Raw genomic sequence first — 23,458 nt, forward strand, 5'->3', positions numbered from 1 at the left:
GCAATTAATAGAATTGTTCCAGCACGTCCAGGGCGTCCGCCAGCTTCTTCACGCCGAACACCTGCATATTTGCCGGCGGCTTTTTCGGCACGTTGGCGTGCGGCACGATAGCCCGCTTGAAGCCGTGCTTCGCCGCCTCGGAAATACGCTCCTGCCCGCTCGGCACCGGGCGAATCTCTCCCGCCAACCCCACTTCGCCGAACACCACCAGATCGTTCGGCAACGGGCGATCGCGCAGGCTCGACACCAGCGACATCAGCAACGCCAAATCGGCGCTGGTTTCACTGACTTTCACCCCGCCGACCACGTTCACAAACACATCCTGATCCGACATCTGCAACCCACCGTGGCGGTGCAACACCGCCAGCAGGATCGCCAGCCGGTTCTGCTCCAGGCCGACCGCGACCCGGCGCGGGTTAGACATCATCGAATGATCCACCAGCGCCTGGATCTCAACCAGCAGCGGCCGGGTTCCCTCCCAGACTACCATCACCGAGCTGCCGGAAGTGACTTCGTCACCACGGCTGAGAAAGATGGCTGATGGGTTGCTGACTTCACGCAGACCCTGCTCGGTCATGGCGAATACCCCCAGCTCATTGACCGCACCGAAGCGGTTTTTATGGCTGCGCAGAGTACGAAAACGTGAATCGGCATCGCCGTCCAGCAATACCGAACAGTCGATACAGTGTTCCAGCACTTTAGGCCCGGCCAGCGAGCCGTCTTTGGTGACGTGGCCAACCATGACAATCGCCACGCCGCGCGTTTTGGCAAAGCGCGTCAGGTAGGCCGCGGTTTCCCGCACCTGCGCCACGCTGCCCGGCGAAGACTGAATATCCGCCATGTGCATCACCTGGATCGAGTCTATCACCATCAGCTTCGGCTGCTCTTGTTCGGCGATCAGGCAGATCTGCTCGATACTGGTTTCCGACAGCATGTTCAGGTTACCGGTCGGCAACCCGAGGCGGTGAGCGCGCATCGCCACCTGTTGCAACGATTCCTCGCCGGTGACGTACAGGGTTTTCATCTGCTCGGACAGCTTGCACAGCACCTGCAACAGCAGAGTACTTTTACCGGCTCCGGGGTTGCCGCCGATCAGGATCGCGCTGCCCGGCACCACGCCGCCGCCCAGTACGCGGTCAAACTCAAGAAAGCCGGTGGAAAAACGCGGCAACTCGTCCAGGCTGATGTCCGAGAGTTTTTGCACCTTGCTGATGCCGGCATCACCGGCATAGCCGCTTAAACGCTCGGAGCGAGAAGAAGAGGACACCGCAGCCAGACGAACTTCTGTAATGCTGTTCCAGGCGTGACAAGCGCTGCACTGTCCCTGCCAGCGCGGATAATCTGCGCCGCACTCATTACATACAAACGCCCGTTTTGCTGCTTTTGCCACGTATTACCTCAATCTTTTGTTTATACCCTAAATAATTGGAGTTGCATCACAACAAAACCAACGGTTTTGTTGAACAGCGCTTGCGCTGGCCCCAACGGGGCGAGGCCTGGCCGAGTAACGCAGCCAGAGCGAGAATCCTCAGTCACTTACTTAGGTAAGTGACTGAGGTGAGCGCACGCAGCTAACACAGAGGCAGCTTCAAGTATGACGGGGTTAGCGAACTTCGTGTTTCAGGCTGCCGGTCAGTACGCACAGCACGCCCATCAGATCGGCATGGCGAATGGACACCTGCGCCTTGTCATACACTTTCGGTTTGGCGTGGTAGGCAATACCCAGCCCGGCCGCCTGTATCATTTTCAAATCATTGGCACCGTCGCCGATAGCCACGGTCTGCTGCGGCGGAATACCCAGTTTTTCCGCCAACGCGACCAGCGTATCGGCCTTGAACTGCGCGTCAACTACCGGCCCCAGCACTTCGCCGGTCAGTTTGCCGTCGCGGATCCCCAGTTCGTTGGCCGCCACCGCCACCAGCTTCAGCTTATCGCGCAAATACTCGGCATAGTAAGTGAAGCCGCCGGAAGCGATTGCCACATGCCAGTCCATCGCCTGCAGCTTGCGCACCAGGTTGATCAACCCCGGCATCAGCGGCAGTTCATCGCGTACCTGTTTGAGGATATTGGCATCGGCACCTTTCAGCTTCCCAACGCGCTGACGCAGGCTGGCGGTAAAATCCAGCTCGCCGCGCATTGCGCGTTCGGTCACTTCCGCCACCTCATCACCCACGCCCGCCAGCTTGGCGATTTCGTCGATGCATTCAATCTCGATCGCGGTGGAGTCCATGTCCATCACCAGCAGCCCCGGGGTGCGCAAATGGGGGATCTTGCCGAGCGGCGCTACGTCCAGCCCGTTCTCCGCCGCCAGTATTTTGGCGCGCGCCGTCAGAGTGCCCGCCAGCCGCACGACCTGATAGTCCTCTACGCACCAGGCGGTGACGATCACCATCGCCGCACCCAGCTTGCGCTGGAAATGAGTAATGCGCGTTTTATCCAGTTCTCTGCCATATAATAGCCAACCGGTATGACCCGCCCGATAATCCAGCGGCATCACTTCGTCGCCGCTCAGCGAAAGGGGAAGACCCGGCCATTGAGAGATCTCTGCCGGGAGATCGCAATAGGTCAGACTATTCGACATCATTAACTCCTGAAAAAACGCTGCATGATAAAACGACGCATCAAGCTATCCTATCGCCATTGGTTCTGGCAACATAAAGTGTCCAAGATGCCCAAGGAACCTGAATGGCTCGCGCTAAACTGAAATTCCGCCTGCACCGCACCGCTATTATCCTGATTTGCCTGGCTTTGCTGGTGCTATTGATGCAGGGCGCGTCCTATTTTAGCCTGAGTCACCAGTTGGCGCGATCCGAACAGGTGGAAGAACTGGCGCAAACGCTGACCAAACAGGTGGCCTCCAGCCTGGCGCCGCTGCTCGATGACGACAGCGACGTCGACAACCAGCGCGTAGACGCCATCCTCAAACAGCTTACCGACCACAGCCGCATTCTGGACGCCAGCGTCTATCAGTTGGACGGCACGCTGGTTTCCCACGCCGGTGAACAGATCAGTATACGCGATCGCCTGTCACTTGACGGCAAACGTGCCGGCAGCTATTTCAATCACCAGTTGGTGGAATCCATTCAGGGCAAAGACGGCCCGATAGGTTTTATCCGCATTACGCTGGACACCCACGTGCTGGCGACCGAGTCCAAACAGGTGGATAACACCACCAACCTGCTGCGCCTGATGATCCTGCTGGCGCTGGCCATCGGTATTATTCTGGCGCGTACCCTGCTGCAACATCGCCGCAGTCGCTGGCAGCAATCGCCGTACCTGCTGACGGCCAATACGCCGCTGGAAGAAGGCAATACGGTGGAAGACGACGACGACAAGCCACAGGATAAAGAAGAAGCGAAACAGCCTTAAGCCAGGCACATAACTTGCTCGACATTATTCATGTGTGAATAGATCGGTGAATAGATTACTGGCGCCAACTACCTGTACGGTAAAGCATTCGAAGAGAATTCTTGCGGAGGATGAATAGATTGGTGCAGAGGCGCAGCAGGATGCTGCGCCCGCAGTATTGTTACTCTTTGTCGCCCAGCAGCACGGATTCCAGCGCGATAACGATCATCTCGTTAAAGGTGGTTTGGCGCTCTGCGGCGGTGGTGGCTTCGTGACGCAGAATGTGGTCGGAAACGGTACAGATGGTCAGTGCCTTACAGCCGAACTCTTCATACAGCTCAGCCGCTACGCCGTAGATGCCGGCCGCTTCCATTTCTACGCCCAGGATGCCGTACTTCTTCATCACCTGGAACATGTCCGGATCCGGCGTGTAGAACAGGTCGGCGGAGAAGATGTTGCCCACGCGCGCCGGGATACCTTGTGCCGCCGCAGCGTCTACCGCGTTGCGCACCATGTCAAAGTCGGCGATCGCCGCATAGTCATGATCTTTAAAACGCATGCGGTTCACTTTGGAATCGGTGCAGGCACCCATGCCGATCACTACGTCACGCAGTTTGATATCGTCGCGCACTGCGCCGCAAGAGCCCACGCGGATGATTTTTTTCACGCCGAATTCGGCGATCAGTTCACGCGCATAAATGGAGCAGGACGGGATACCCATACCGTGGCCCATTACGGAGATTTTGCGGCCTTTGTAGGTCCCGGTGAAGCCCAGCATGCCACGCACGTTGTTCACTTCCACCGCGCCTTCCAGGAAGGTTTCCGCAATGTATTTTGCACGCAGCGGATCGCCCGGCATCAGTACTACGTCAGCGAAATCACCCATTTCAGCATTAATGTGCGGCGTAGCCATAATTCTCTTCCTTCAAATCGTATTAAATAAAAACGTTAAACGTATAAGCCTTTGGATGTCGAGCCGCAACCAACAACGCTGCGGCTCGAAATATGGGGCTTAGAACATGGATTTACCGTAATCCATCGGCGACACGCCAAAATAGTTGGCAACGGTCTGGCCGATGTCGGCAAAGGTCTCACGGTGGCCCAGCGAGCCCGGCTTCACTTTCGGGCCGTAAACCAATACCGGAATGTGCTCACGAGTGTGGTCGGTGCCCGGCCAGGTCGGGTCGCAGCCGTGGTCGGCGGTGAAGATAATGATGTCTTCATCTTTGACCAGTTTCAGCAACTCCGGCAGGCGGCGGTCAAACAACTCCAGCGCGGCGGCATAACCCGCTACGTCGCGGCGGTGGCCATAAGAAGAGTCAAAATCAACAAAGTTGGTGAATACGATGGTGTTGTCACCGGCTTTTTCCATTTCGATCAGGGTCGCGTCAAACAGCGCGTCGATGCCGGTGGCCTTCACCTTTTTGGTGATGCCGACGTTAGCGTAGATATCGGCGATTTTACCGATCGACACCACTTCACCGCCCTTCTCGTCCACCAGTTTTTTCAGCACGGTAGGCGCCGGTGGCTCTACCGCCAAATCGTGACGGTTGCCGGTACGCTGGAACTCACCCGGCTTGTCGCCGAGGAACGGACGCGCGATCACGCGGCCAATGTTGTAACCGCCTTCGGTCAATTCTTCGCGGGCGATTTCACACAGCTCATACAGACGGTCCAGACCGAAGGTCTCTTCGTGACAGGCAATCTGGAACACCGAGTCGGCTGAGGTATAGAAAATCGGCTTGCCGGTTTTCATGTGCTCTTCGCCGAGTTGATCGAGGATCACGGTGCCGGAGGAGTGGCAGTTACCGAGGTAACCGGGCAGATTGGCGCGCTCCACCAGCTTGTCCAGCAGTTCCTGCGGGAAACTGTTGTGCTCGTCACTGAAATAACCCCAATCGAACAATACCGGTACGCCGGCGATTTCCCAGTGGCCTGACGGCGTATCTTTACCGGAAGAAAGTTCGCTCGCATAAGCGTAGGCACCGATGATATCCGCATTACTGTCCAGCCCCTGCGGGAAGGTACCGGTGGATTCTTCCGCCGCTTTACCCAGGCCCAGACGGCTCAGGTTAGGCAGGGTCAGCGGGCCCTGACGGCCAACGTTGGCTTCACCGCGCGCGCAAACCTCGGCAATGTGGCCCAGGGTATCGGAACCCTTGTCGCCAAAACGCTCGGCATCTTCGCTTGCGCCGATGCCGAATGAGTCCAATACCATAATAAATGTGCGTTTCATCTGTGTTCTCCTGCGTGTTCTCACGCTATTGCGGCTGCAAAACTGCAATCGCCCTTAATTCTCTAAATTTATACCCAATGGATTTCGAGTTGTAGCTAGGCGGCTAGCGTGTGTATCCCCAGGAGCTTACTCAAGTAAGTGACTGGGGTGCGCGCATGCAGCCAACAACGCTACAGCTTGAAAGACGATGGGAATCACTCTTTAGTGATGCGCTTGTAAACCACTGGCGTCGCTTCCGGCGCCTTGTCACTCAGCACCATAGCGCTGCGTACCGCTTCGGCCGCCTGCTGCCAACTCTCTTCGTCGTTGGCGTGGATCACCGCCAGCGGCTGCTGGGTATCCACTTTATCGCCCAGACGCGCCATGCCGGTCAGACCGACGCTGTAATCGATACTGTCGGTCGCGCGGCGACGACCACCGCCCAGAGATACCACCGCCATGCCCAGCGCACGGGTGTCCATCGCGTTGATAATGCCCTGTTTTTCAGCGTAAACCGGCTTGCTGAGCGTCGCGGCCGGCAGATAGCTGTCGTAGCGCTCGACGAAATCGGTCGGGCCCTGCTGCGCCGCCACCATGCGGCCAAACACTTCTGCCGCTTTGCCATTGTCCAGCACTGCCTGCAATTTGGCTCGCGCGTCGGCGTCATCTTTCGCCAGGCCACCGGAAAGCAGCATTTCCACGCACAGCGCCATCGTCACTTCCCGCAAGCGCGGGTTGCGGTATTCGCCGGTCAGGAAACGCACCGCTTCGCGCACTTCCACCGCATTACCGGCGCTGGAGGCCAGTACCTGATTCATATCGGTCAGCAGTGCGGTGGTTTTACACCCTGCGCCGTTGGCCACGCCAACGATCGCCTGCGCCAGATCGGCCGACAGCGCATAGGTCGGCATGAAGGCACCGGAGCCGACTTTAACGTCCATCACCAGCGCGTCCAGCCCTTCCGCCAGCTTCTTCGCCAGAATAGAGGCGGTAATCAGCGGGATAGAATCTACGGTAGCGGTGATATCGCGGGTAGCGTAAAAACGTTTGTCCGCCGGTGCCAGCGAGCTGGTCTGGCCGATAATCGCCACGCCAACGTCCTGAATAATCTTGCGGAAGGCACTGTCGTCCGGGAAAATGTTAAAGCCCGGGATCGCCTCCAGCTTGTCCAGCGTGCCGCCGGTATGGCCCAAACCACGGCCGGAAATCATCGGCACGTAGCCGCCACAGGCCGCCACCATCGGGCCGAGCATCAGCGAAGTGACATCGCCCACGCCGCCGGTGGAGTGCTTGTCGACCAGCGGCCCGTTCAGCGACAGGCTTTTCCAATCCAGCACGGTGCCGGAATCACGCATCGCCATGGTGAGCGCCACGCGCTCCGGCATGGTCATATCGTGGAAATAAATGGTCATCGCCAGCGCGGCGATCTGACCTTCGGAAACCACATTGTCACGGATGCCATTGATGAAGAAGCGGATTTCCGCCTCGTTCAACGGCTGACCGTCACGTTTTTTACGAATAATTTCTTGTGCCAGGAACAAAGCATCCCCCTGATTGAGCTAATGTAGGGTGCAGGCAGGCGCTGCGTCGCGCCTTGCCGACGTTATCGATCAGTATCCGCTGCCGGGCGCTGCGGTGCTGTGGCCCAGCGTCGTCAGCAGGCTGGCTAACAGGCTGGAGGCGCCGAAACGGAAATGACGCGCGTCGGCCCAGCCTTCACCCAGAATACGATCGGCAAGTTGCAGATAATGCAGCGCGTCTTCCGCCGTGCGCACGCCGCCGGCCGGTTTGAAGCCCACCGTTTTGGCGACGCCCAGATCGCGGATCGTCGACATCATCAACTCTGCGCTTTCCAGCGTGGCGTTGACCGGCACTTTACCGGTAGAGGTTTTGATAAAATCGGCACCGGCGTTAATGGCAATTTCCGACGCTTTACGGATCAGATTGGCCTGCTTCAATTCACCGGTTTCAATAATCACTTTCAGCAGCACGTTGGCCGCCTGGCAGGCTTGCTTGCACTGTTTCACCAGCTCAAAGCCGACCTGCTCATTACCGGCGATCAACGCGCGGTAAGGGAACACCACGTCGACTTCGTCGGCACCATAGGCGATAGCCGCACGGGTTTCCGCCAGCGCGATGTCGATATCGTCGTTGCCATGCGGAAAGTTGGTGACGGTCGCGATGCGGATGTCCGGCGTCCCTTGCTCACGCAGGGCCTTGCGCGCCACGGGAATAAAGCGCGGATAAATGCAGATGGCCGCGGTATGGCCGGCCGGACTGTCGGCCTGACGACACAGCGCGATCACTTTCTCATCGGTGTCGTCATCGTTCAGCGTGGTTAAATCCATTAGGGCCAGCGCACGTTGCGCTGCTGCGGTTAATTCGGTCATAAAACTCTCCAACTGCGAACCTGTGTGTTGGCGAGCGGACTTGGTTCCTTGAAGATAGCGCCGGGGAACGGGTTCCCACGGCGGCAACTGAGATCCTTCTCACCGCACTTGGCCCTGCATATCGAGCAGGGTCAGTAATAGCTATTTGAACACGATCGCCCGGGGCAATTCGCGCTCAGAGTCACACTATATGAAATAACACTGTAACAGGCCGGAATTATATGTGAAGAACATCACAAAATAACGCGATATCGTTCACAAATTCGCTAAAGAAACGGATGCAGACGACGAGCACGACATCGCGTGCCCGTCTTAGAGTATAGGCGGTGTCCAGCAAGAGGGCTTGGCAAGCCATTGCGGAACCTTGCCTGGCTTACAGCGCCAAAAAGAACCCGGCGATGGTGGCACTCATCAGGTTGGAGAGCGTGCCGGCCGCGACCGCCTTCAGGCCGAAGCGCGCAATATCGTGACGACGGTTCGGCGCCATGCTGCCCAAACCGCCGAGCAGGATCGCCACCGATGACAGATTGGCAAAGCCGCACAGCGCAAAAGAGATGATCGCCTTGGTATGCGTCGACAGCACCTGCAACCCTTCCGCCGCCACCACGTCGTCCGGGCGTAAATAAGCGCCGAAGTTCATGTAAGCGACAAATTCGTTGACGATAATCTTCTGGCCGATAAACGAGCCGGCGGTCATCGCCTCATGCCACGGCACGCCGATCAGGAAGGCGATAGGTGAGAAGACCCAACCGAGCATCAGCTCCAGCGACAGCTGCGGGTAGTCGAACCAGCCGCCGATACCGCCAAGGATGCCGTTCAGCAAGGCGATCAGCGCGATAAACGCCAGCAACATGGCGCCGACGTTCAACGCTAGTTGCATGCCGGATGCCGCACCGGACGCCGCAGCATCGATCACGTTGGCCGGGCGGTCATCTTCGGCGATCAGTGTCGTCGCATCGTCTTTATCGTGGGTTTTTTCGGTTTCCGGCACCATCAGCTTGGCGAACAGCAGCCCGCCCGGCGCGGCCATAAACGACGCGGCGATCAGATACTCCAGCGGTACGCCCATCTGGGCATAGCCGGCCAGTACCGAACCGGCCACCGAAGCCAGGCCACCGCACATGACGGCGAAAAGTTCTGACTGGGTCATGGTGGCGATATACGGACGCACCACCAGCGGGGCTTCGGTTTGACCGACGAAAATATTGGCGGTCGCCGACAGCGATTCGGTGCGCGAGGTGCCCAACAATTTGTGCAAGCCGCCGCCCAATACGCGGATCACCAGTTGCATGATGCCGAGGTAATACAGCACGGCAATCAACGAGGAGAAGAACACGATCACCGGCAACACGCGCAGAGCGAAAACGAAACCGCCGCCACCGAACACCTCAAACATCTTGTCGGAAACCAGCCCACCGAAGATAAACGAAATCCCCTGGTTGCCGTAGGCGATTACATTAGCCACACCGGCCGACATGCCGCCGAGAATGCTGCGGCCCACCGGCACGTACAGCACCAGCGCGCCAATGGCCACCTGAATGATGAATGCCCAGACAACGGTGCGCAATTTAATGGCGCGTCGGTTGCTGGAGAGCAGCACGGCGATGGCGATCAGTGCCGCCATCCCTACCAGGCTCATGATGAGTTGCATGCAAAGTATCCCTGTTGCGAAAAAGAAATGCATCCCTACCCGGTAGAAACGAGAGGTCCGCCAAAGAGTGATTTCGGGGTGCGATTATACGGAGCGGGGCAGCACCCGCACCGATTTATGTCACAAATGCATACAACAGGAAGCAAATAAAAATCTTATAACGTGATGAAAATCACGTTTTTTTGATGATTTTATCGTTCAAAGATGAAACAGGGCGCGGGTGTTGTGTTGCAGGTGGGCGGCAATGTCATCAGGGGATTCCGAGCGCAGTTGGCATAATATCCGGAACACCTCTGCGGCACGTTCAGGGCGATTCGGTTGCCCCTGGTAACCGGCCAGCGGCATGTCCGGCGCATCGGTTTCCAGCAGCAGTGAGGTCAGCGGCAACTGGGCCATTACGCTGCGGGTTTTCTGCGCTCGCTCATAACTGATGGTGCCACCGACACCAATGTAATAGCCCAGGCGAATAAATGCCTGCGCCTGCGACAGGCTGCCCGCAAAGCCATGGACCACGCCACGGCGCGGCAATGACACGCGGCGCAACGCGGCGGCCAGTTGATCGTGTGAACGGCGAGAATGCAGGATCACGGGCAGATCATGCTGTTTTGCCAACTTCAGCTGGGCTATCAACAACCGCTGCTGGCGCTCAAACTGCGGGTTTTCCATGTACAGATCGAGCCCTATCTCACCAACCGCCACCAGCTTCGGCGGCCGGCTGGCCAGGAACCCGGCCAACTGCTCAAGCTGCGGTTCCTGATGCTGGGCAACATACAGCGGATGCAACCCCAACGCGGCATACAGTGGTTGATGATCGCGCGCCAGTTTCAACACCCGCGCAAAACGATCGGCAGTCACCGTCGGCACGATAATGCGCCGCACACCCGCTTGTTCGGCCAGCACCAGGCTCTCACCCTCATGGCCGCTGAAAGGCGGAAAATCGAAATGGCAGTGGGTGTCGGTAAAATCGTGACTCACAGCCCGCCCCCCTCGCCCGGCGGCACGTCACCCGGCAGGATAATTTTCGGCGTAACCAGGCTGGCTTCCGGTTGCGCCGCAAGGCCTTGCGGATGATTGACATCGGTTATGATCGGCGATGGCATTCTGACATTCTCCGGCTGGAGCAGACGGCGCGACAGCGCTTTTTTCACTTTAATGCCGTCCCGCTCCTCTTGCTGCATCAGCCAGTGGCCAACGGTCGCCAGGAAGTAGCGCCCACAGCGGCGACCCAGATGATAATCCTGATTCAGCGACGTCACGCGGCTGCCCAACGCATTGCTGGCCAAGGGTTTCGGCGGGAAAATCTCAAAGATGCGCAGCTTGCCCGGCGGTTTCTCAATAAACTGCTGAATGCGGTGATAGCTTTGCTCATGGTGTTGCAGGATGCGCACCATCTGCTGCAGGCTGCTTTCGCTCAGCCAGTGCTCCATGCGTTTCATCCACTGCGGCGTGTAATACATCTGAGAAGGCACGGTACGAATGACCACAATAGTGTCGGCACCGCGGCGATAGGCCTCTTCAACGGGGATCGCGTCACTGATGCCGCCGTCTTGATAGCTGACGCCGTCCAGCTCTACGCCCATGCGATAAAAGCCGGGGATAGCGCTGGAAGCTTTGATCGCCGGCAACCAACTGGCACGCTGCGCCGGCAGGTAAGTCGGTTCGAAGTCATCGCTGCGGCAGGCGCACATCAGGAATTCACGGCCATCGACCAGATGCTTTTCGGCCACATCCATCGCCAACGGCAAATGTTGCGAGGTCGTGTCGACCAGCCAGTCGAGGTCAATCAGATGCCCACCGCGCACAAAGCGCAGCGGGTTAAAGAAGTCAGCGGTGGTGGTATAGCGGGTGATGACCCGTCTTGCGTAGCCCATCTGGCCGCAAATAAAGGCCGAGAGGTTTTGCGCGCCGGCAGAAGTGCCGATCATCAGGTCAAAAGGGTTAAAGCGGGCACGCTGAAACTCGTCCAGCACGCCGGCGGTAAAAATGCCGCGCTGCCCGCCCCCTTCACACACCAACGCCATTTTACCGGGCCGGTATGGTTTATACGCCAGCGGTTCTATATTGCCGAGCGTGATGGGTATTCTGTATCCCAACCCAGTATCCTCAGTGAGACGTTTTTTCCGAGGATACCTCGTCTTGCTCTCTTCCGTAATCCTCTTGCAGTACGCCAGAGAGGCAGTCATTGCTGCCCATCAGCCAAATGCAGTCACTGCCGGACCATTCCGCCACGGCCTGACATACCTGTCCCCTCAGCTGTTTCCAGCGTCCGAGGATGATGTCGCTGTTCATGACACACCTCTCTACTGCAAGAAAAGGAATCAAGCTTTGTTACACTTTGAGGGAAGCTACGGGCGTCGGCGGCCGGTAAACAGGCTGACCAGGAACAGGATAATACCCACGACGAAGACGATTTTTGCGGCCCAGGCGGCGGTACCCGCCAGCGTCCCAAAACCTAACGCCGCAGCAATCAATGCAATGACTAAAAAGATAATGCCCCAACGAAACATAAGCCTCTCCTTACCATAGTGAAAAAAATCATCACAGCCTGGGTCCTTCTCGGACATCCTCAGGTTGCGGGTTAATTTCTTTTTTTGGTGGTGCATCCTGGGTTGCCCGCGTGGCCAACCCAGGATCTGGTGCTTGTTGTTACGCGTACCAATAATTATGGCTTAACGACCAGGTCGTTCTTGACGCTTTTCACGCCGTCGATAGCCTTGGCGATGCTCTCTGCCCGTTCAGCTTGCGCCTGGGTTTTCACTTCGCCGGAAAGCTGCACCACACCGTCGGTAGTCTCTACTTTCACGTTGCGAGAAGGCACGATGTCATCGGCCAGCAGTTTGGCTTTCAGTTCGCTGGTGGTCGCTGTGTCACCGGCGTAAGCCTTCACCGACTGCTTGGCTTCATCTTTCACATGCAGCTTGTCGCTGACGGATTTCACGCCTTCCACTTTACCGGCCACTTCAACCGCGTGCTCGGCCTGCGCCTGGCTGCCGACAAAACCGCTCAGAGTCACGGTGCCTTTTTCCGTTTTCACGGAGATGTCGGTGCTTTTGATGGTTTTATCGTCGACCAGCGCACTTTTAACTTTAGCCGTTGTTGCGCTGTCATCCATGTAACCGTCAACTTTTTTCATGGAGCTATCGATTTTGGCACCCGCGCTATCAGCGGCACTTGACGCTTTATTGAGCAGCGTATCTTCAGCCAGCGCGCTGCCACTAACCAGTACGGAACCCAAAACAACAGCCATCAGTGATTGTGCAAATTTGGTATTTTTCATCGATCTCTTCCTTTGGTTACGGATCCAAATTATTGCGGATCCTTCAGCCGCCATGATGCGACCCACTCAGTAAATACTTCACGATTTCTATACGATCAAACGTTCACGCTAAAACGATTGCTGTCACACAAGGATTATTGCAACACCTGTGCCAACCTTAAAATACCATTACAAATCAATGATAAATAAAAAATAGCTCATTATTCAACCCAAAAACTGTCGCCGATCAGCGACAATGGTAACGAGTAAAAACAACAATTTAGCTATCTCATTGATCTTTAACAGAACGGCCTGTCTCCAATTGGCAACACTGCCGAACAACTCTCTACCCATAAAGTAAAAAGCAGTGAATTACGCTTAATGGATACGCCCTCCCCTGTTAAATATAGACTATAGGGAGGAAAATGCAGGGAATACCGGTGAAACCCTGGCGGCTGGGGGGCTAAAGGAACTGATGAGGGAGATTTATTAATTAGCAGAATGTGGTGCGGCAACATAACAACGGGGCGCCCTAAGGCGCCCCGTTGTTCTATCAGTGTTCGCGCGTCTTGCGGAACACCACTTCCGGATAACGCTCCTGCGTCAAATTCAGGTTCACCATGGTTGGCGCGATGTACGACAGATTGTCGCCACCGTCCAACGCCAGGTTAAGCTCACTCTTGCGTTTGAACTCTTCGAATTTTTTCACGTCGCTGCACTCAACCCAACGGGCGGTCGAGACGTTGACCGACTCATACAAGGCTTCCACGTTGTATTCGCTTTTCAAGCGTGCAACCACCACGTCGAACTGCAGCACACCCACCGCACCGACGATAAGATCGTTGTTGGCAATTGGCCGGAACACCTGCACTGCCCCTTCTTCGGACAGCTGAACCAGGCCTTTCAGCAGCTGTTTCTGCTTCAGCGGATCGCGCAGACGGATGCGGCGGAACAGCTCCGGCGCAAAGTTCGGGATACCGGTGAACTTCATGTTTTCACCTTGGGTGAAGGTATCGCCGATCTGAATGGTGCCGTGGTTGTGCAGGCCGATAATGTCGCCAGGATATGCCTCTTCCACGTGCGAACGGTCGCCCGCCATGAAGGTCAGCGCATCGGAGATCACCACGTCTTTGCCGGTACGTACCTGGCGCAGCTTCATGCCTTTCTCATAACGGCCGGAAACCACACGCATAAAGGCTACGCGGTCGCGGTGTTTCGGATCCATATTGGCCTGGATCTTGAACACGAAGCCGGTGAATTTATCTTCCGCAGCCACCACTTCGCGGGTGTCGGTGTTGCGCGGCATCGGCGCAGGCGCCCAGGTCACCAAACCGTCCAGCATATGGTCCACGCCGAAGTTGCCCAGTGCGGTACCGAAGAAGACCGGAGTCAAATCACCGCTCAGGAAAGCTTCACGATCGAACTCGTGAGAAGCGCCTTGCACCAGTTCCAGCTCTTCACGCAGCTGCGCGGCCAGATCTTCGCCCACCGCGACGTCCAGTTCCGGGTTGTTCAGGCCCTTGACGATACGCACGTCCTGAATGGTGTGGCCTTTGCCGGTCTGGTAAAGGTAGGTTTCATCCTTGTACAGATGATAAACCCCTTTGAACAGCTTGCCGCAGCCGATAGGCCAGGTGATTGGCGAACAAGCGATTTTCAGCTCACGCTCAACCTCGTCCATCACTTCCATGGGATCGCGAATATCGCGGTCCAATTTGTTCATAAAGGTCAGGATCGGGGTGTCGCGCAGACGGGTAACTTCCATCAACTTACGGGTACGATCCTCAACGCCTTTCGCGGCGTCAATCACCATCAGACAACAGTCAACGGCGGTCAGGGTACGGTAGGTATCTTCGGAGAAGTCCTCGTGCCCCGGGGTATCCAGCAGGTTAATCAGACACTCGCGGTACGGAAACTGCATCACCGAGGTGGTGATCGAAATACCACGCTGCTTTTCCATCTCCATCCAGTCGGACTTGGCGTGCTGGTTGGAGCCGCGGCCTTTTACCGTACCGGCGGTCTGGATAGCCTGTCCGAACAGCAATACCTTTTCGGTAATGGTGGTTTTACCGGCATCGGGGTGCGAGATGATGGCGAAAGTTCTTCTTTTCGAGACTTCGCGGGCAAATTCACTAGGAGACATGTTTTTCAGATTCTACGGTTAGTCCGCCCTGCGACATCATCAGAACGCGCCGCGCACGGCGCCAGGCAAAGCGGTAAATAAAAGATAATAGCCGGGCATTTTCGCTGATTTGTCAACCGGTGACAATCAATGCTTTTCCCGGCGAGAAAGATAGGCCAGGTACACCCGCTATGCCAGCGGCAGCGCCATCACTATCGCATCTTCACGCCCGTTGGCGCTCGGATAGTAATTACGGCGGAGAGTCACTTCGTTAAAGCCGAGATCTTCATACAGCGCAATGGCCGCACGGTTAGAGGCGCGCACTTCAAGCCACAGCGTGACGACGCCGCGGGCTTCCAACTGCGCAATCAGCGCTTCCAGCAGAGAACGGCCGAAACCGCGACGCTGCCAGTCAGGATGAATCGCAATATTGAACAACGTCGCTTCATCGAGCACGATCTGGGTAATGGCGAAGCCCGCCATCTGCCCTTCGGCGTCCAGTTTCAGGTTAAGGTAGCGATCGCCCTGATTGCCGGCAAAGGTGGCTTGCGTCCAGGGAAAGGCGTGGCTGGCCTGCTCAATCTTGAAGGCCGTGGCCAGATCGGCCGCCGTCAGGGTAGAAATAGTGTTCATGATGACAAATCTGCTGCCAGAGTGCGCGCTTGGCACTCGCGTCGAGGGAAAGCTCGGCCAGTGCCGGGCTGTGTAGTTGTGCGCCGGCCACCGCGAGCGGCTCCGCGACGCCCAGCCGCCAACTATTGCATTCGGTATCCTCAGGCAGCATCGCTACCTGGTCCGGCGTCAGGCCATAGGTTTGCGCCGGGGTCAGCCCCAGGCTGCGCAACACGTCGCAAAACAGCGGATCGTTATGCTCAGGCAGCGGCTGCGCCACCACCAACAAACGCACATCGGGCGGCAGGCTGACCGCTACTTCGCCCTGCAACACGCCCGGGCGGCGCAATGTCCACTGCGTAATACCCAGTTGTTGTAACAGCCAGTCGCGTTTTGATGCCATGCCGATTCCTGTCAGGAGCTACCCGTTGTGGTGCGCCATGCCTGCCATGCGCCGCGCTATGCTAACAAACCCGCGCGGCCTGCGCCAACAAACCCGTCGAACATATCGCCACAAAGCTCTATAATCCCCAGCTTAATTTCCAGGAGCAAAAAACCGATGTCTGCATTAACCCCCGCCAGTGAAGTCATGCTGCGCCACAGTGATGAGTTTATTGAACGCCGCGTACTGTTCGCCGGTGACCTGCAGGATAGCCTGCCGGCCCAATTCGAAGCCGCGGACGTACGTGTCCATACCCAGCAATACCATCACTGGCAGTTACTGAACCGGGCGATGGGTGATAACGTGCAGTTCGGTCTGACCCTGGATGCCGAATTCGTCGCCGAATGCGATACGTTGATCTACTACTGGCCGAAGAGCAAACAGGAAGCGCAGTTCCAGCTGTGCAACATTCTGGCGTTGCTGCCGGTAGGCGCAGAAGTGTTCGTGGTGGGCGAGAACCGCAGCGGCGTGCGCAGTGCGGAACAGATAATGGAAGACTACGCCACCTTGGTGAAAATCGACAGCGCCCGTCGCTGTGGCCTGTATCACGGTCGCCTGGATACCCAAACCGAATTTGATTTGGACGACTGGTGGGAAAGCTACCCGCTGCACGATCTGGAAGTGAAAACCCTGCCGGGCGTGTTCAGCCGCGATGGGTTGGACGTAGGCAGCTCGCTGCTGCTGTCGACCCTGGAAAAACACATGAAGGGCAAAGTGTTGGATCTGGGCTGTGGCGCCGGCGTCATGGCCTCAGTGCTGTCGAAACTGTCGCCTAAGGTGAAGCTGACGCTCAGCGACGTCAACGCCGCCGCAGTGGAATCCAGCCGCGCTACGCTGGCCGCCAACGGTATCGAAGGCGAAGTCATCGTCAGTAATGTCTATTCCGACATTACCGGCCGTTTCGACATGATCATCTCCAACCCGCCGTTCCACGATGGCCTGCAAACCAGCCTGACCGCAGCCGAAACCCTGATCCGCGGTGCGTTAAAACACCTGCCGATAGGCGGTCGTCTGCGCATCGTGGCCAACGCCTTCCTGCCGTACCCGGACATTCTGGACGCCACCTTCGGCAGCCACGAAGTGCTGGCGCAGAACGGACGCTTCAAGGTATATCAAGCCACCGTCGCCCGCGCGCCGCGCGATGCGAAGAAAAAGAAGTAACGGCTAGCCGCTGAATATCATGACCAAGAGCGCAGCGTTTCCACGCTGCGCTTTTTTTTTAGCCATTGATGTAGGTCATCGACTCCGCGCCATAGCGCGGGCCCGCCGCCGCCTGGAACGGGAACACCGCTTCAATCGCCGCCAGTTCGGCCTCGCTCAACGTCAGCTCAGCCGCCGCGATATTCTCCTCCAGATAACGACGACGCTTGGTGCCCGGGATCGGCACAATGTGTTCGCCCTGCGCCAATACCCAGGCCAGCGCCAGCTGTGACGGTGCGACGCCTTTGCGTTTCGCCAGCTCAGCGACCTTTTCCACCAGCGCCAGATTGCGGGCAAAGTTCTCGCCCTGGAAGCGCGGGTTGCTGCGGCGGAAATCGTCGGCGTCCAGATCCTCCGGCCGCTGGATCGCCCCGGTCAGGAAACCGCGCCCCAGCGGGCTATAAGGCACAAAGCCGATGCCCAGCCGCGAGCAGGCCGCCAACGTTCCCTGCTCGGCATCGCGCGTCCACAGAGAATATTCGGTTTGCAATGCGGTAATCGGGTGCACCTTGTGCGCACGCTCAAGCGTGGCGACCGAAGCCTCACTCAGCCCGATATAACGAATTTTACCTTCGCTGATCAGGTCCGCCATGGTGCCAACCACTTCCTCAATCGGCACTTCGGGATCCACACGGTGCTGGTAGTAAAGATCGATCACGTCCACCCCAAGCCGCTGCAGGCTGCCCTCCACCGAACGGCGGATATATTCCGGCCGGCTGCTGACGCCCCGGGCGGCGGGATCGGTCGGATCGCGCAGAATGCCGAATTTGGTGGCCAGGAAGACTTGATCCCGTTTGCCCTTGATCGCTTTGCCAATCAGTTGCTCATTGGTATGCGGTCCGTACATATCGGCGGTATCCAGCAGGGTTACCCCCAGTTCCAGCGCCCGATGCAAAGTGGCAATGGCTTCTTTTTCATCGGAATCGGTCGAGTAAAAGTCACTCATGCCCATGCATCCCAAACCCAGAGCGGAAACGACCGGCCCGTTAAACCCTAATGTGCGCTGTTGCATTGTGCTGCCCTCTTGCTGTTTTTTAACCGGAGTGGTGTCGCAACAAAGTCTGGTTGTTTACCCTATAAAGATAAATAATGCAGATTACTCATCACTGTTCAAAAATCGCTAACAATTACGGACGGTAAAATGGATCAGGTTCAGGCCATGCGTATTTTCACTCGTATCGTCGAACTGGGCAGCTTCAGCCGGGCAGCCGAGCGCCTGCAACTGCCGCGCGCCACGGTCAGCAACGTGCTGAAACGGCTGGAGCAGCGTCTCGGCGTACGGCTGCTGATCCGCACCACCCGTCAGGTGCAGGTGACCAGCGAAGGCACGCTCTATTATCAGCGTTGCGTACAGCTGCTGGGCGCGCTGGAAGAAGCGGATACGTTGTTCAGTCGCCATAAGTTGCAGCCTTCCGGCAAGGTGCGTATCGATATGCCGCATTCGCTGGCGCGTGAAATCGTTATCCCGGCGCTGGATGATTTTTATCGGCGCTATCCGGACATTACGCTGGCGTTAGGCGCCAATGACACCCACGTGGATCTGCTGCGCGAAGGCGTGGACTGCGTGCTGCGCGCCTGGGAAACCGAGGACGACAGCCTGGTGGCGCGACGCATCGCCATGCTGCCGCAGTTGACCTGCGCCTCTCCCGGTTATCTGGCGGCGTTCGGCGTTCCCAAGTCCATTGACGACCTGCAGCAACACCGCGCGGTGGGGTATTTTTCCCTCGCCAACAACCGTGATTACCCGCTGGAATTTTGCCGCAACGGGAAACTGGAACTGCGCGAGCTGCCCACCAGGCTGAGTGTCAGCGGCGCCGATGCTTACACCAGTGGCTGCCGCGCCGGCATCGGGCTGATACAGGCGGCGCGCTATTCACTGGCACCGTGGCTGGAAAGTGGGGAATTGGTGGAAGTACTTGCGGAAACGCCACCGCCGCCGATGCCGATTTACATCATGTATCCACCCGGCCGATTTCTTGCGCCGCGGGTCAGAGTATTGATTGACTGGCTGATTTGGCTGTTTGAAAACCCTAAAAGCAGCGATATGGCTGTTTTTCCAGCAAACGCCCGCAATCAGGGGAAATAACTATTGACGTACCCGCCAAAATCTCTAGAATTCGCCTCCGTGGTAACGTTACTCCGGTAATGTTTTGGGTATGCGAAGGTGGCGGAATTGGTAGACGCGCTAGCTTCAGGTGTTAGTGTCCTTACGGACGTGAGGGTTCAAGTCCCTCTCTTCGCACCAAATAACCACATGATTTATATTGCACGCAGCATCGATGCGAAGGTGGCGGAATTGGTAGACGCGCTAGCTTCAGGTGTTAGTGTTCTTACGGACGTGAGGGTTCAAGTCCCTCTCTTCGCACCAAGCGGGCGACGTAATATAAATCTAAAAGCAACAACATCGACTGTGCGAAGGTGGCGGAATTGGTAGACGCGCTAGCTTCAGGTGTTAGTGTCCTTACGGACGTGAGGGTTCAAGTCCCTCTCTTCGCACCAATTGATGAGTTTCCTCCGGTAGTTCCTCTGAAGTCACCCCCAAAAATACCAAAGACTCTCCGCTCAAGCGGCTTTTTGCGTTTTTAGCTGAAGCTGAAGCTGAAATTCAGGCTGACCGCCGCCAATCCACCGGCCAGCGCCATGCACGAAGGCAGCAGCAAATAATGACGCCAGCGGCTGTTAAACAGCATAACCAACGTCGCTAACATGGCGATCACGATGAGCGTGCGCAGTTGCATCATATCCAGGTTGATCAACGCCAGTAACGGCATTAAGGCGCAAGGCAGCAAAACGCCCCAGGCGCTGGCCAGACGGTTGCCAAGGCACCAGCTAACACCCCACAATCCACATGCGGTAATCATGGCTGCAATCATGATAACCCTACCCTTTAAGTGATAATGATAACCAATATCATATAACACTTTTTTTCACTGCGCATCATTTTCGCCGCAGCGGCCAAACGCGGATGACAGCATGGTGAAAAAATGATAGTTTGCCATAAGAAAAGTCTTAGTCGCAGTAGCGTGCTAATAATCACAATTAAAAACCATTTAGTACGGGTGTTTAATTTGCACTGAAAGAATTTTTCTAACCTTAATTTTTCGACAGATCGATATTGTAAAGAGTGAACTCCGTATGAACGCGCGTTCTTATCAGGAACTGCTGACCAGCAAGCACCGCTTATCATTGTTTTTATTTTTGTTGATGAATGCGGCGTCTTCTTTATTTACAATATTGGTCCCATTTCAGGATAAGCCTGCATTTACCCTGCCTTTATTAGCCATACCGCTATTTTGTCTGGCTGCATTGTTATTTACCCTGCATTCCATGCGGCAATTCGTCAAAAAACTTAATCTGTTTGCCTGCGTTATTGGCCTGCTGTGGGCGGCACATATTTACATTAAAAGTCAGTATTATGCGCCCAATAATCAAAGCTTTTTATTAATTAGCCTGTTCAGCATGTTCTTTATCAGCGCCATTGCCTTAACCGATAATTTTATCGCTTTTTGTCTGCATGCCGTCCCTTCCGCGCTGGTCATTCTATTACTGGATGGTATGCACAATACCGTACGGATAGTATTCACCACGGTGCTGCCCATTATCGCTTTCTCAATCCATCACCTCATGCTCAAACGCAGCGAAGCCTTTACCCAGACGTTGGTGGCTAATCTGTATAACGAACGAGACAGGTTCAGTAATTTAAGCATGATCGATCCGCTAACCGGCCTTTATAATCGGCGTGGACTGGAAAACAAGATCAATATGTTGCCGGAATCCCAATCGGGTCGCCATTTCGTTCTGCTGCTCGATATCGATCACTTCAAAGCCTATAACGATAACTATGGGCACACCATGGGCGATCAAGCGCTGGTACAAGTGGCTATTGCCATCCGCGACTCGGTACGTTCGCGCGATATTGTGGTGCGCTACGGCGGGGAAGAGTTTCTGGTACTGCTGACCAACGTCAGAGAAGATTACGCCGCGCAACTGGCTGAAAGAGTGCGCCAACGCGTGCAAGAATTGAAAATTCCCCACCGCTTTAACCAATTAGAGGTGACTACCGTCACGCTCAGCGCCGGTATCGCCATGCTGGACAAGCTTGACGTGTCCTCGGCGATCCGCGCGGCCGATGCGGCGCTGTATCTGGCTAAAAACAACGGCCGCAACAACATTCAACTGGCAGATAACGTCCAGGTTGCGGCGACCTTGTGACCCGCTAACCATCCCGCGTCATGATTTTCGGGGGGGGGATAAGCGAGCAACCTCAGGCATTCGTCGCCGAGTCCGGCAAAGGCTTCAACCCGTTCAACAACAGTTCCACGCCATCCAGCGCCTGCGCCAGCGCCTGGGTTGCATCAGGGCGATTGGCAATCCAAAAAGCCGCGTCCATCAAGCCGCCATTAATCAAATGCGCCAGCACTTCGGGCGAGGTTGGCGCGATATGTTTTTCTTCCATCAACGTTTTCAGCATACGGGTCATCGAAGCGACACAGTGCTGTTTGCCGGCCTGCAAATGCTCCGCACCAAGCACGGACGGCGAATCGCGCAGCAAAATACGTTGCACTTCCGGTTCCATCGTCATTTCAAGATAGGCCCGGCATCGCCCTTTGAATGCACTCCAGCAATCTGGCGCCTGGGCGGAAATATCGGCCAGGCGCGCATCCATTTCCGCATCAATTTCTTGCGCTACGGCAAGAAACAACCCTTTTTTATCGCCAAAGTGGTGATACAGCGCGCCGCGCGTCATGCCGGCCTGCGCCGTGAGCTCATCCATCGCCGTATCGGCATACCCGATGCTGCCAAATTGCCGACGCGCGGTCGCAACCAGCTTTTTGCGCGTTTCCTCGATCATTTCCGTTCGTGCTTTACGTGCCATTTTGATGCTCCGGGCTTAGCGGTGATGACGTTATAATTGACATACACATCGTATGTCAATTAGGTTTACATACGTCTCGTATGTCAATGAGGCCGAACCTTACCCATCAATACTCTGGAGTTTTCATGGCCAACCCTTACCTCGAGCTTTTCAGCGCACCGGGCAGCAAAGCATTTTCCCTTGCGGGGCTTATCGCACGCATGCCCATCTCCATGCTCGGGATCGGCATTATCACCATGCTCGCACAATTGCGGGGGTCTTATTGGTTGGCAGGAGCCGTAGCGGCGACCTTTGCGTTTTCAATGGCGCTGCTGGCGCCGCAGATCTCACGCGCGGTTGATCGCCTGGGGCAGCGCCGCGTGTTGCCTTGCGTCACCGCCGTCAGCGTAGCGGGCATGCTGTCATTGTTGCTTTGTACGCATTATCAGGCACCCGATTGGACCCTGTTCGTCTTCGCGGCGGTATCCGGTTGCATGCCCAGCATGCCGGCGATGGTCAGAGCCCGCTGGACCGAAATCTTGCGTGGAACGCCGCGCTTGCACACCGCCTTTTCGTTTGAGTCCGTGCTCGATGAAGTCTGTTTTATTATCGGCCCCCCCATTTCAGTAGGCCTCAGCGTAGCGATCTTTCCAGAGGCGGGGCCATTGGCAGCCGCCATTTTGCTGACGATGGGCGTCACAGCCTTTGTCTGGCAAAAGCGTTCGGAACCGCCGGTTTATCCTGACGACAGCGCGGATCGCGGCTCCGTCATTAAGCAGGCGCCAATGCAGATACTGGTGCTGGCTTTAGTCGCATTGGGCACCATTGTCGGCACCGTCGACGTCATCAGCGTCGCCTTTGCCGAACAGCGTGGACAGCCAGCCGCAGCCAGTCTCGTCCTGTCGGTTTACGCCATAGGCTCTTGCCTGGCCGGGTTGGTTTTCGGTGCCATGAAAATCCCGGTTCCCCTGCCCCGCCTGTTTTTATACGCCGCTCTGGCCACGGCGATAACCGCCTTGCCCTTGCTGCTGGTTGACGATATTTTCACGCTGGCGGCCACGGTATTTGTCGCGGGCTTGTTCTTTGCCCCGACCATGATCATTGCGATGGGGTTGGTTGAAAATATCGTTCCGCCCTCCCGGCTAACGGAAGGGTTAACCTGGATGATCACCGGGCTGGGGATTGGCGTAGCGCTCGGCGCCGCTCTGGCAGGATGGGTTGTCGATGAAGCAGGGGTAAAAGCCGGGTTCATCATCACGCTTTCTGCCGGCCTGGTGGTATTGCTGGTCGCCGCCGGCGGTTACCGATTAATGCAAAAATCCGTGCATGCGGCCTGATTGCCCGCCGCTGCCCGAGCCGGCGGGCCG

At 56.6% G+C, this 23,458-nt stretch carries 23 protein-coding genes and 3 tRNA genes; 8 read left to right on the top strand and 18 right to left on the bottom strand.

Features of this window, described 5'->3' with window-relative positions; translation table 11 throughout:
* Positions 1 to 4: 4 nt before the first annotated feature.
* On the bottom strand, positions 5 to 1,390 hold the full coding sequence (gene radA / locus QZQ97_RS14690; RefSeq protein WP_004949941.1) for a DNA repair protein RadA: 1,386 nt from the start codon (positions 1,388 to 1,390) through the stop codon (positions 5 to 7).
* Positions 1,391 to 1,603: 213 nt separating this feature from the next.
* A complete protein-coding gene (gene serB / locus QZQ97_RS14695; RefSeq protein ID WP_311994273.1) occupies positions 1,604 to 2,581 on the bottom strand; it encodes a phosphoserine phosphatase in 978 nt (325 codons plus the stop codon).
* A 104-nt stretch (positions 2,582 to 2,685) separates the two neighbouring features.
* On the opposite strand from serB, the gene QZQ97_RS14700 reads away from it, so the two are divergent.
* Positions 2,686 to 3,369, top strand: a complete 684-nt coding sequence (locus tag QZQ97_RS14700; RefSeq protein WP_212558436.1) for a YtjB family periplasmic protein — start codon at positions 2,686 to 2,688, stop codon at positions 3,367 to 3,369.
* A 160-nt stretch (positions 3,370 to 3,529) separates the two neighbouring features.
* Here QZQ97_RS14700 and deoD read toward each other — a convergent pair whose 3' ends face one another.
* The 13 genes from deoD to QZQ97_RS14765 form a co-directional block, all read right to left on the bottom strand.
* Positions 3,530 to 4,261, bottom strand: coding sequence for a purine-nucleoside phosphorylase (gene deoD, locus QZQ97_RS14705; RefSeq protein WP_006320026.1), 732 nt, complete (start codon positions 4,259 to 4,261; stop codon positions 3,530 to 3,532).
* Positions 4,262 to 4,360: 99 nt separating this feature from the next.
* Positions 4,361 to 5,584, bottom strand: coding sequence for a phosphopentomutase (gene deoB, locus QZQ97_RS14710; RefSeq protein ID WP_311994073.1), 1,224 nt, complete (start codon positions 5,582 to 5,584; stop codon positions 4,361 to 4,363).
* 194 nt (positions 5,585 to 5,778) lie between these two features.
* Entirely contained in the window at positions 5,779 to 7,104 is a 1,326-nt protein-coding gene (deoA, locus tag QZQ97_RS14715) for a thymidine phosphorylase (protein ID WP_311994074.1), read from the bottom strand.
* A gap of 69 nt (positions 7,105 to 7,173) precedes the next feature.
* Positions 7,174 to 7,953: a deoxyribose-phosphate aldolase gene (gene deoC, locus QZQ97_RS14720; RefSeq protein ID WP_311994075.1), complete on the bottom strand. Its 780-nt coding sequence runs from the start codon at positions 7,951 to 7,953 to the stop codon at positions 7,174 to 7,176.
* 373 nt (positions 7,954 to 8,326) lie between these two features.
* The gene (locus QZQ97_RS14725; protein ID WP_311994076.1) at positions 8,327 to 9,604 is read right to left on the bottom strand and encodes a NupC/NupG family nucleoside CNT transporter; all 1,278 of its coding nucleotides are present in this window, start codon (positions 9,602 to 9,604) and stop codon (positions 8,327 to 8,329) included.
* A gap of 198 nt (positions 9,605 to 9,802) precedes the next feature.
* The gene (locus QZQ97_RS14730; RefSeq protein WP_311994077.1) at positions 9,803 to 10,579 is read right to left on the bottom strand and encodes a TatD family hydrolase; all 777 of its coding nucleotides are present in this window, start codon (positions 10,577 to 10,579) and stop codon (positions 9,803 to 9,805) included.
* On the bottom strand, positions 10,576 to 11,697 hold the full coding sequence (locus tag QZQ97_RS14735) for a patatin-like phospholipase family protein (RefSeq protein WP_311994078.1): 1,122 nt from the start codon (positions 11,695 to 11,697) through the stop codon (positions 10,576 to 10,578). The genes QZQ97_RS14730 and QZQ97_RS14735 overlap by 4 nt, the downstream gene beginning before the upstream one ends.
* 10 nt (positions 11,698 to 11,707) lie before the next feature.
* Entirely contained in the window at positions 11,708 to 11,893 is a 186-nt protein-coding gene (locus QZQ97_RS14740; RefSeq protein ID WP_006320012.1) for a CsbD family protein, read from the bottom strand.
* A 56-nt stretch (positions 11,894 to 11,949) separates the two neighbouring features.
* Entirely contained in the window at positions 11,950 to 12,111 is a 162-nt protein-coding gene (locus tag QZQ97_RS14745) for a DUF1328 domain-containing protein (RefSeq protein ID WP_004955572.1), read from the bottom strand.
* A gap of 155 nt (positions 12,112 to 12,266) precedes the next feature.
* Positions 12,267 to 12,881 (bottom strand): molecular chaperone OsmY, encoded by a 615-nt coding sequence (gene osmY / locus QZQ97_RS14750; RefSeq protein ID WP_004949915.1) that lies wholly within the window; start codon positions 12,879 to 12,881, stop codon positions 12,267 to 12,269.
* 532 nt (positions 12,882 to 13,413) lie between these two features.
* Entirely contained in the window at positions 13,414 to 15,003 is a 1,590-nt protein-coding gene (prfC, locus tag QZQ97_RS14755; protein ID WP_311994079.1) for a peptide chain release factor 3, read from the bottom strand.
* Positions 15,004 to 15,171: 168 nt separating this feature from the next.
* Positions 15,172 to 15,615 carry a ribosomal protein S18-alanine N-acetyltransferase gene (gene rimI / locus QZQ97_RS14760; protein ID WP_311994080.1) on the bottom strand — a complete coding sequence of 148 codons (444 nt, stop codon included), beginning with the start codon at positions 15,613 to 15,615 and terminating at the stop codon, positions 15,172 to 15,174.
* Positions 15,560 to 15,997, bottom strand: coding sequence for a DNA polymerase III subunit psi (locus QZQ97_RS14765; protein ID WP_241921315.1), 438 nt, complete (start codon positions 15,995 to 15,997; stop codon positions 15,560 to 15,562). The genes rimI and QZQ97_RS14765 overlap by 56 nt, the downstream gene beginning before the upstream one ends.
* Before the next feature lie 156 nt (positions 15,998 to 16,153).
* On the opposite strand from QZQ97_RS14765, the gene rsmC reads away from it, so the two are divergent.
* Complete coding sequence (gene rsmC / locus QZQ97_RS14770; protein ID WP_311994081.1) at positions 16,154 to 17,197, top strand: 16S rRNA (guanine(1207)-N(2))-methyltransferase RsmC; 1,044 nt, start codon at positions 16,154 to 16,156, stop codon at positions 17,195 to 17,197.
* A gap of 58 nt (positions 17,198 to 17,255) precedes the next feature.
* Here the strand turns inward: rsmC and QZQ97_RS14775 are convergent, their stop codons facing one another.
* Positions 17,256 to 18,248: an aldo/keto reductase gene (locus QZQ97_RS14775; protein WP_062869563.1), complete on the bottom strand. Its 993-nt coding sequence runs from the start codon at positions 18,246 to 18,248 to the stop codon at positions 17,256 to 17,258.
* A 129-nt stretch (positions 18,249 to 18,377) separates the two neighbouring features.
* Between QZQ97_RS14775 and QZQ97_RS14780 the strand changes: the two genes are divergently transcribed.
* The 4 genes from QZQ97_RS14780 to QZQ97_RS14795 all read left to right on the top strand — a co-directional run bounded on the left by QZQ97_RS14780 (position 18,378) and on the right by QZQ97_RS14795 (position 19,735).
* Positions 18,378 to 19,322, top strand: a complete 945-nt coding sequence (locus QZQ97_RS14780; protein WP_311994082.1) for a LysR family transcriptional regulator — start codon at positions 18,378 to 18,380, stop codon at positions 19,320 to 19,322.
* A gap of 72 nt (positions 19,323 to 19,394) precedes the next feature.
* Positions 19,395 to 19,481, top strand: a tRNA-Leu gene (locus QZQ97_RS14785).
* A gap of 36 nt (positions 19,482 to 19,517) precedes the next feature.
* Positions 19,518 to 19,604, top strand: a tRNA-Leu gene (locus QZQ97_RS14790).
* A 44-nt stretch (positions 19,605 to 19,648) separates the two neighbouring features.
* Positions 19,649 to 19,735, top strand: a tRNA-Leu gene (locus QZQ97_RS14795).
* An 83-nt stretch (positions 19,736 to 19,818) separates the two neighbouring features.
* Here QZQ97_RS14795 and QZQ97_RS14800 read toward each other — a convergent pair.
* Positions 19,819 to 20,109 (bottom strand): DUF1435 domain-containing protein, encoded by a 291-nt coding sequence (locus QZQ97_RS14800; RefSeq protein WP_311994083.1) that lies wholly within the window; start codon positions 20,107 to 20,109, stop codon positions 19,819 to 19,821.
* Positions 20,110 to 20,371: 262 nt separating this feature from the next.
* On the opposite strand from QZQ97_RS14800, the gene QZQ97_RS14805 reads away from it, so the two are divergent.
* Positions 20,372 to 21,448 (top strand): GGDEF domain-containing protein, encoded by a 1,077-nt coding sequence (locus tag QZQ97_RS14805; RefSeq protein ID WP_311994084.1) that lies wholly within the window; start codon positions 20,372 to 20,374, stop codon positions 21,446 to 21,448.
* 52 nt (positions 21,449 to 21,500) lie between these two features.
* Here QZQ97_RS14805 and QZQ97_RS14810 read toward each other — a convergent pair whose 3' ends face one another.
* A complete protein-coding gene (locus tag QZQ97_RS14810) occupies positions 21,501 to 22,112 on the bottom strand; it encodes a TetR/AcrR family transcriptional regulator (protein WP_311994085.1) in 612 nt (203 codons plus the stop codon).
* A gap of 125 nt (positions 22,113 to 22,237) precedes the next feature.
* On the opposite strand from QZQ97_RS14810, the gene QZQ97_RS14815 reads away from it, so the two are divergent.
* A complete protein-coding gene (locus QZQ97_RS14815; RefSeq protein WP_311994086.1) occupies positions 22,238 to 23,428 on the top strand; it encodes an MFS transporter in 1,191 nt (396 codons plus the stop codon).
* The last annotated feature ends 30 nt before the right edge of the window (positions 23,429 to 23,458 follow it).

Origin of the sequence: Serratia sp. root2 (assembly GCF_031931805.1) — a bacterium.
GTDB lineage: Bacteria > Pseudomonadota > Gammaproteobacteria > Enterobacterales > Enterobacteriaceae > Serratia > Serratia inhibens.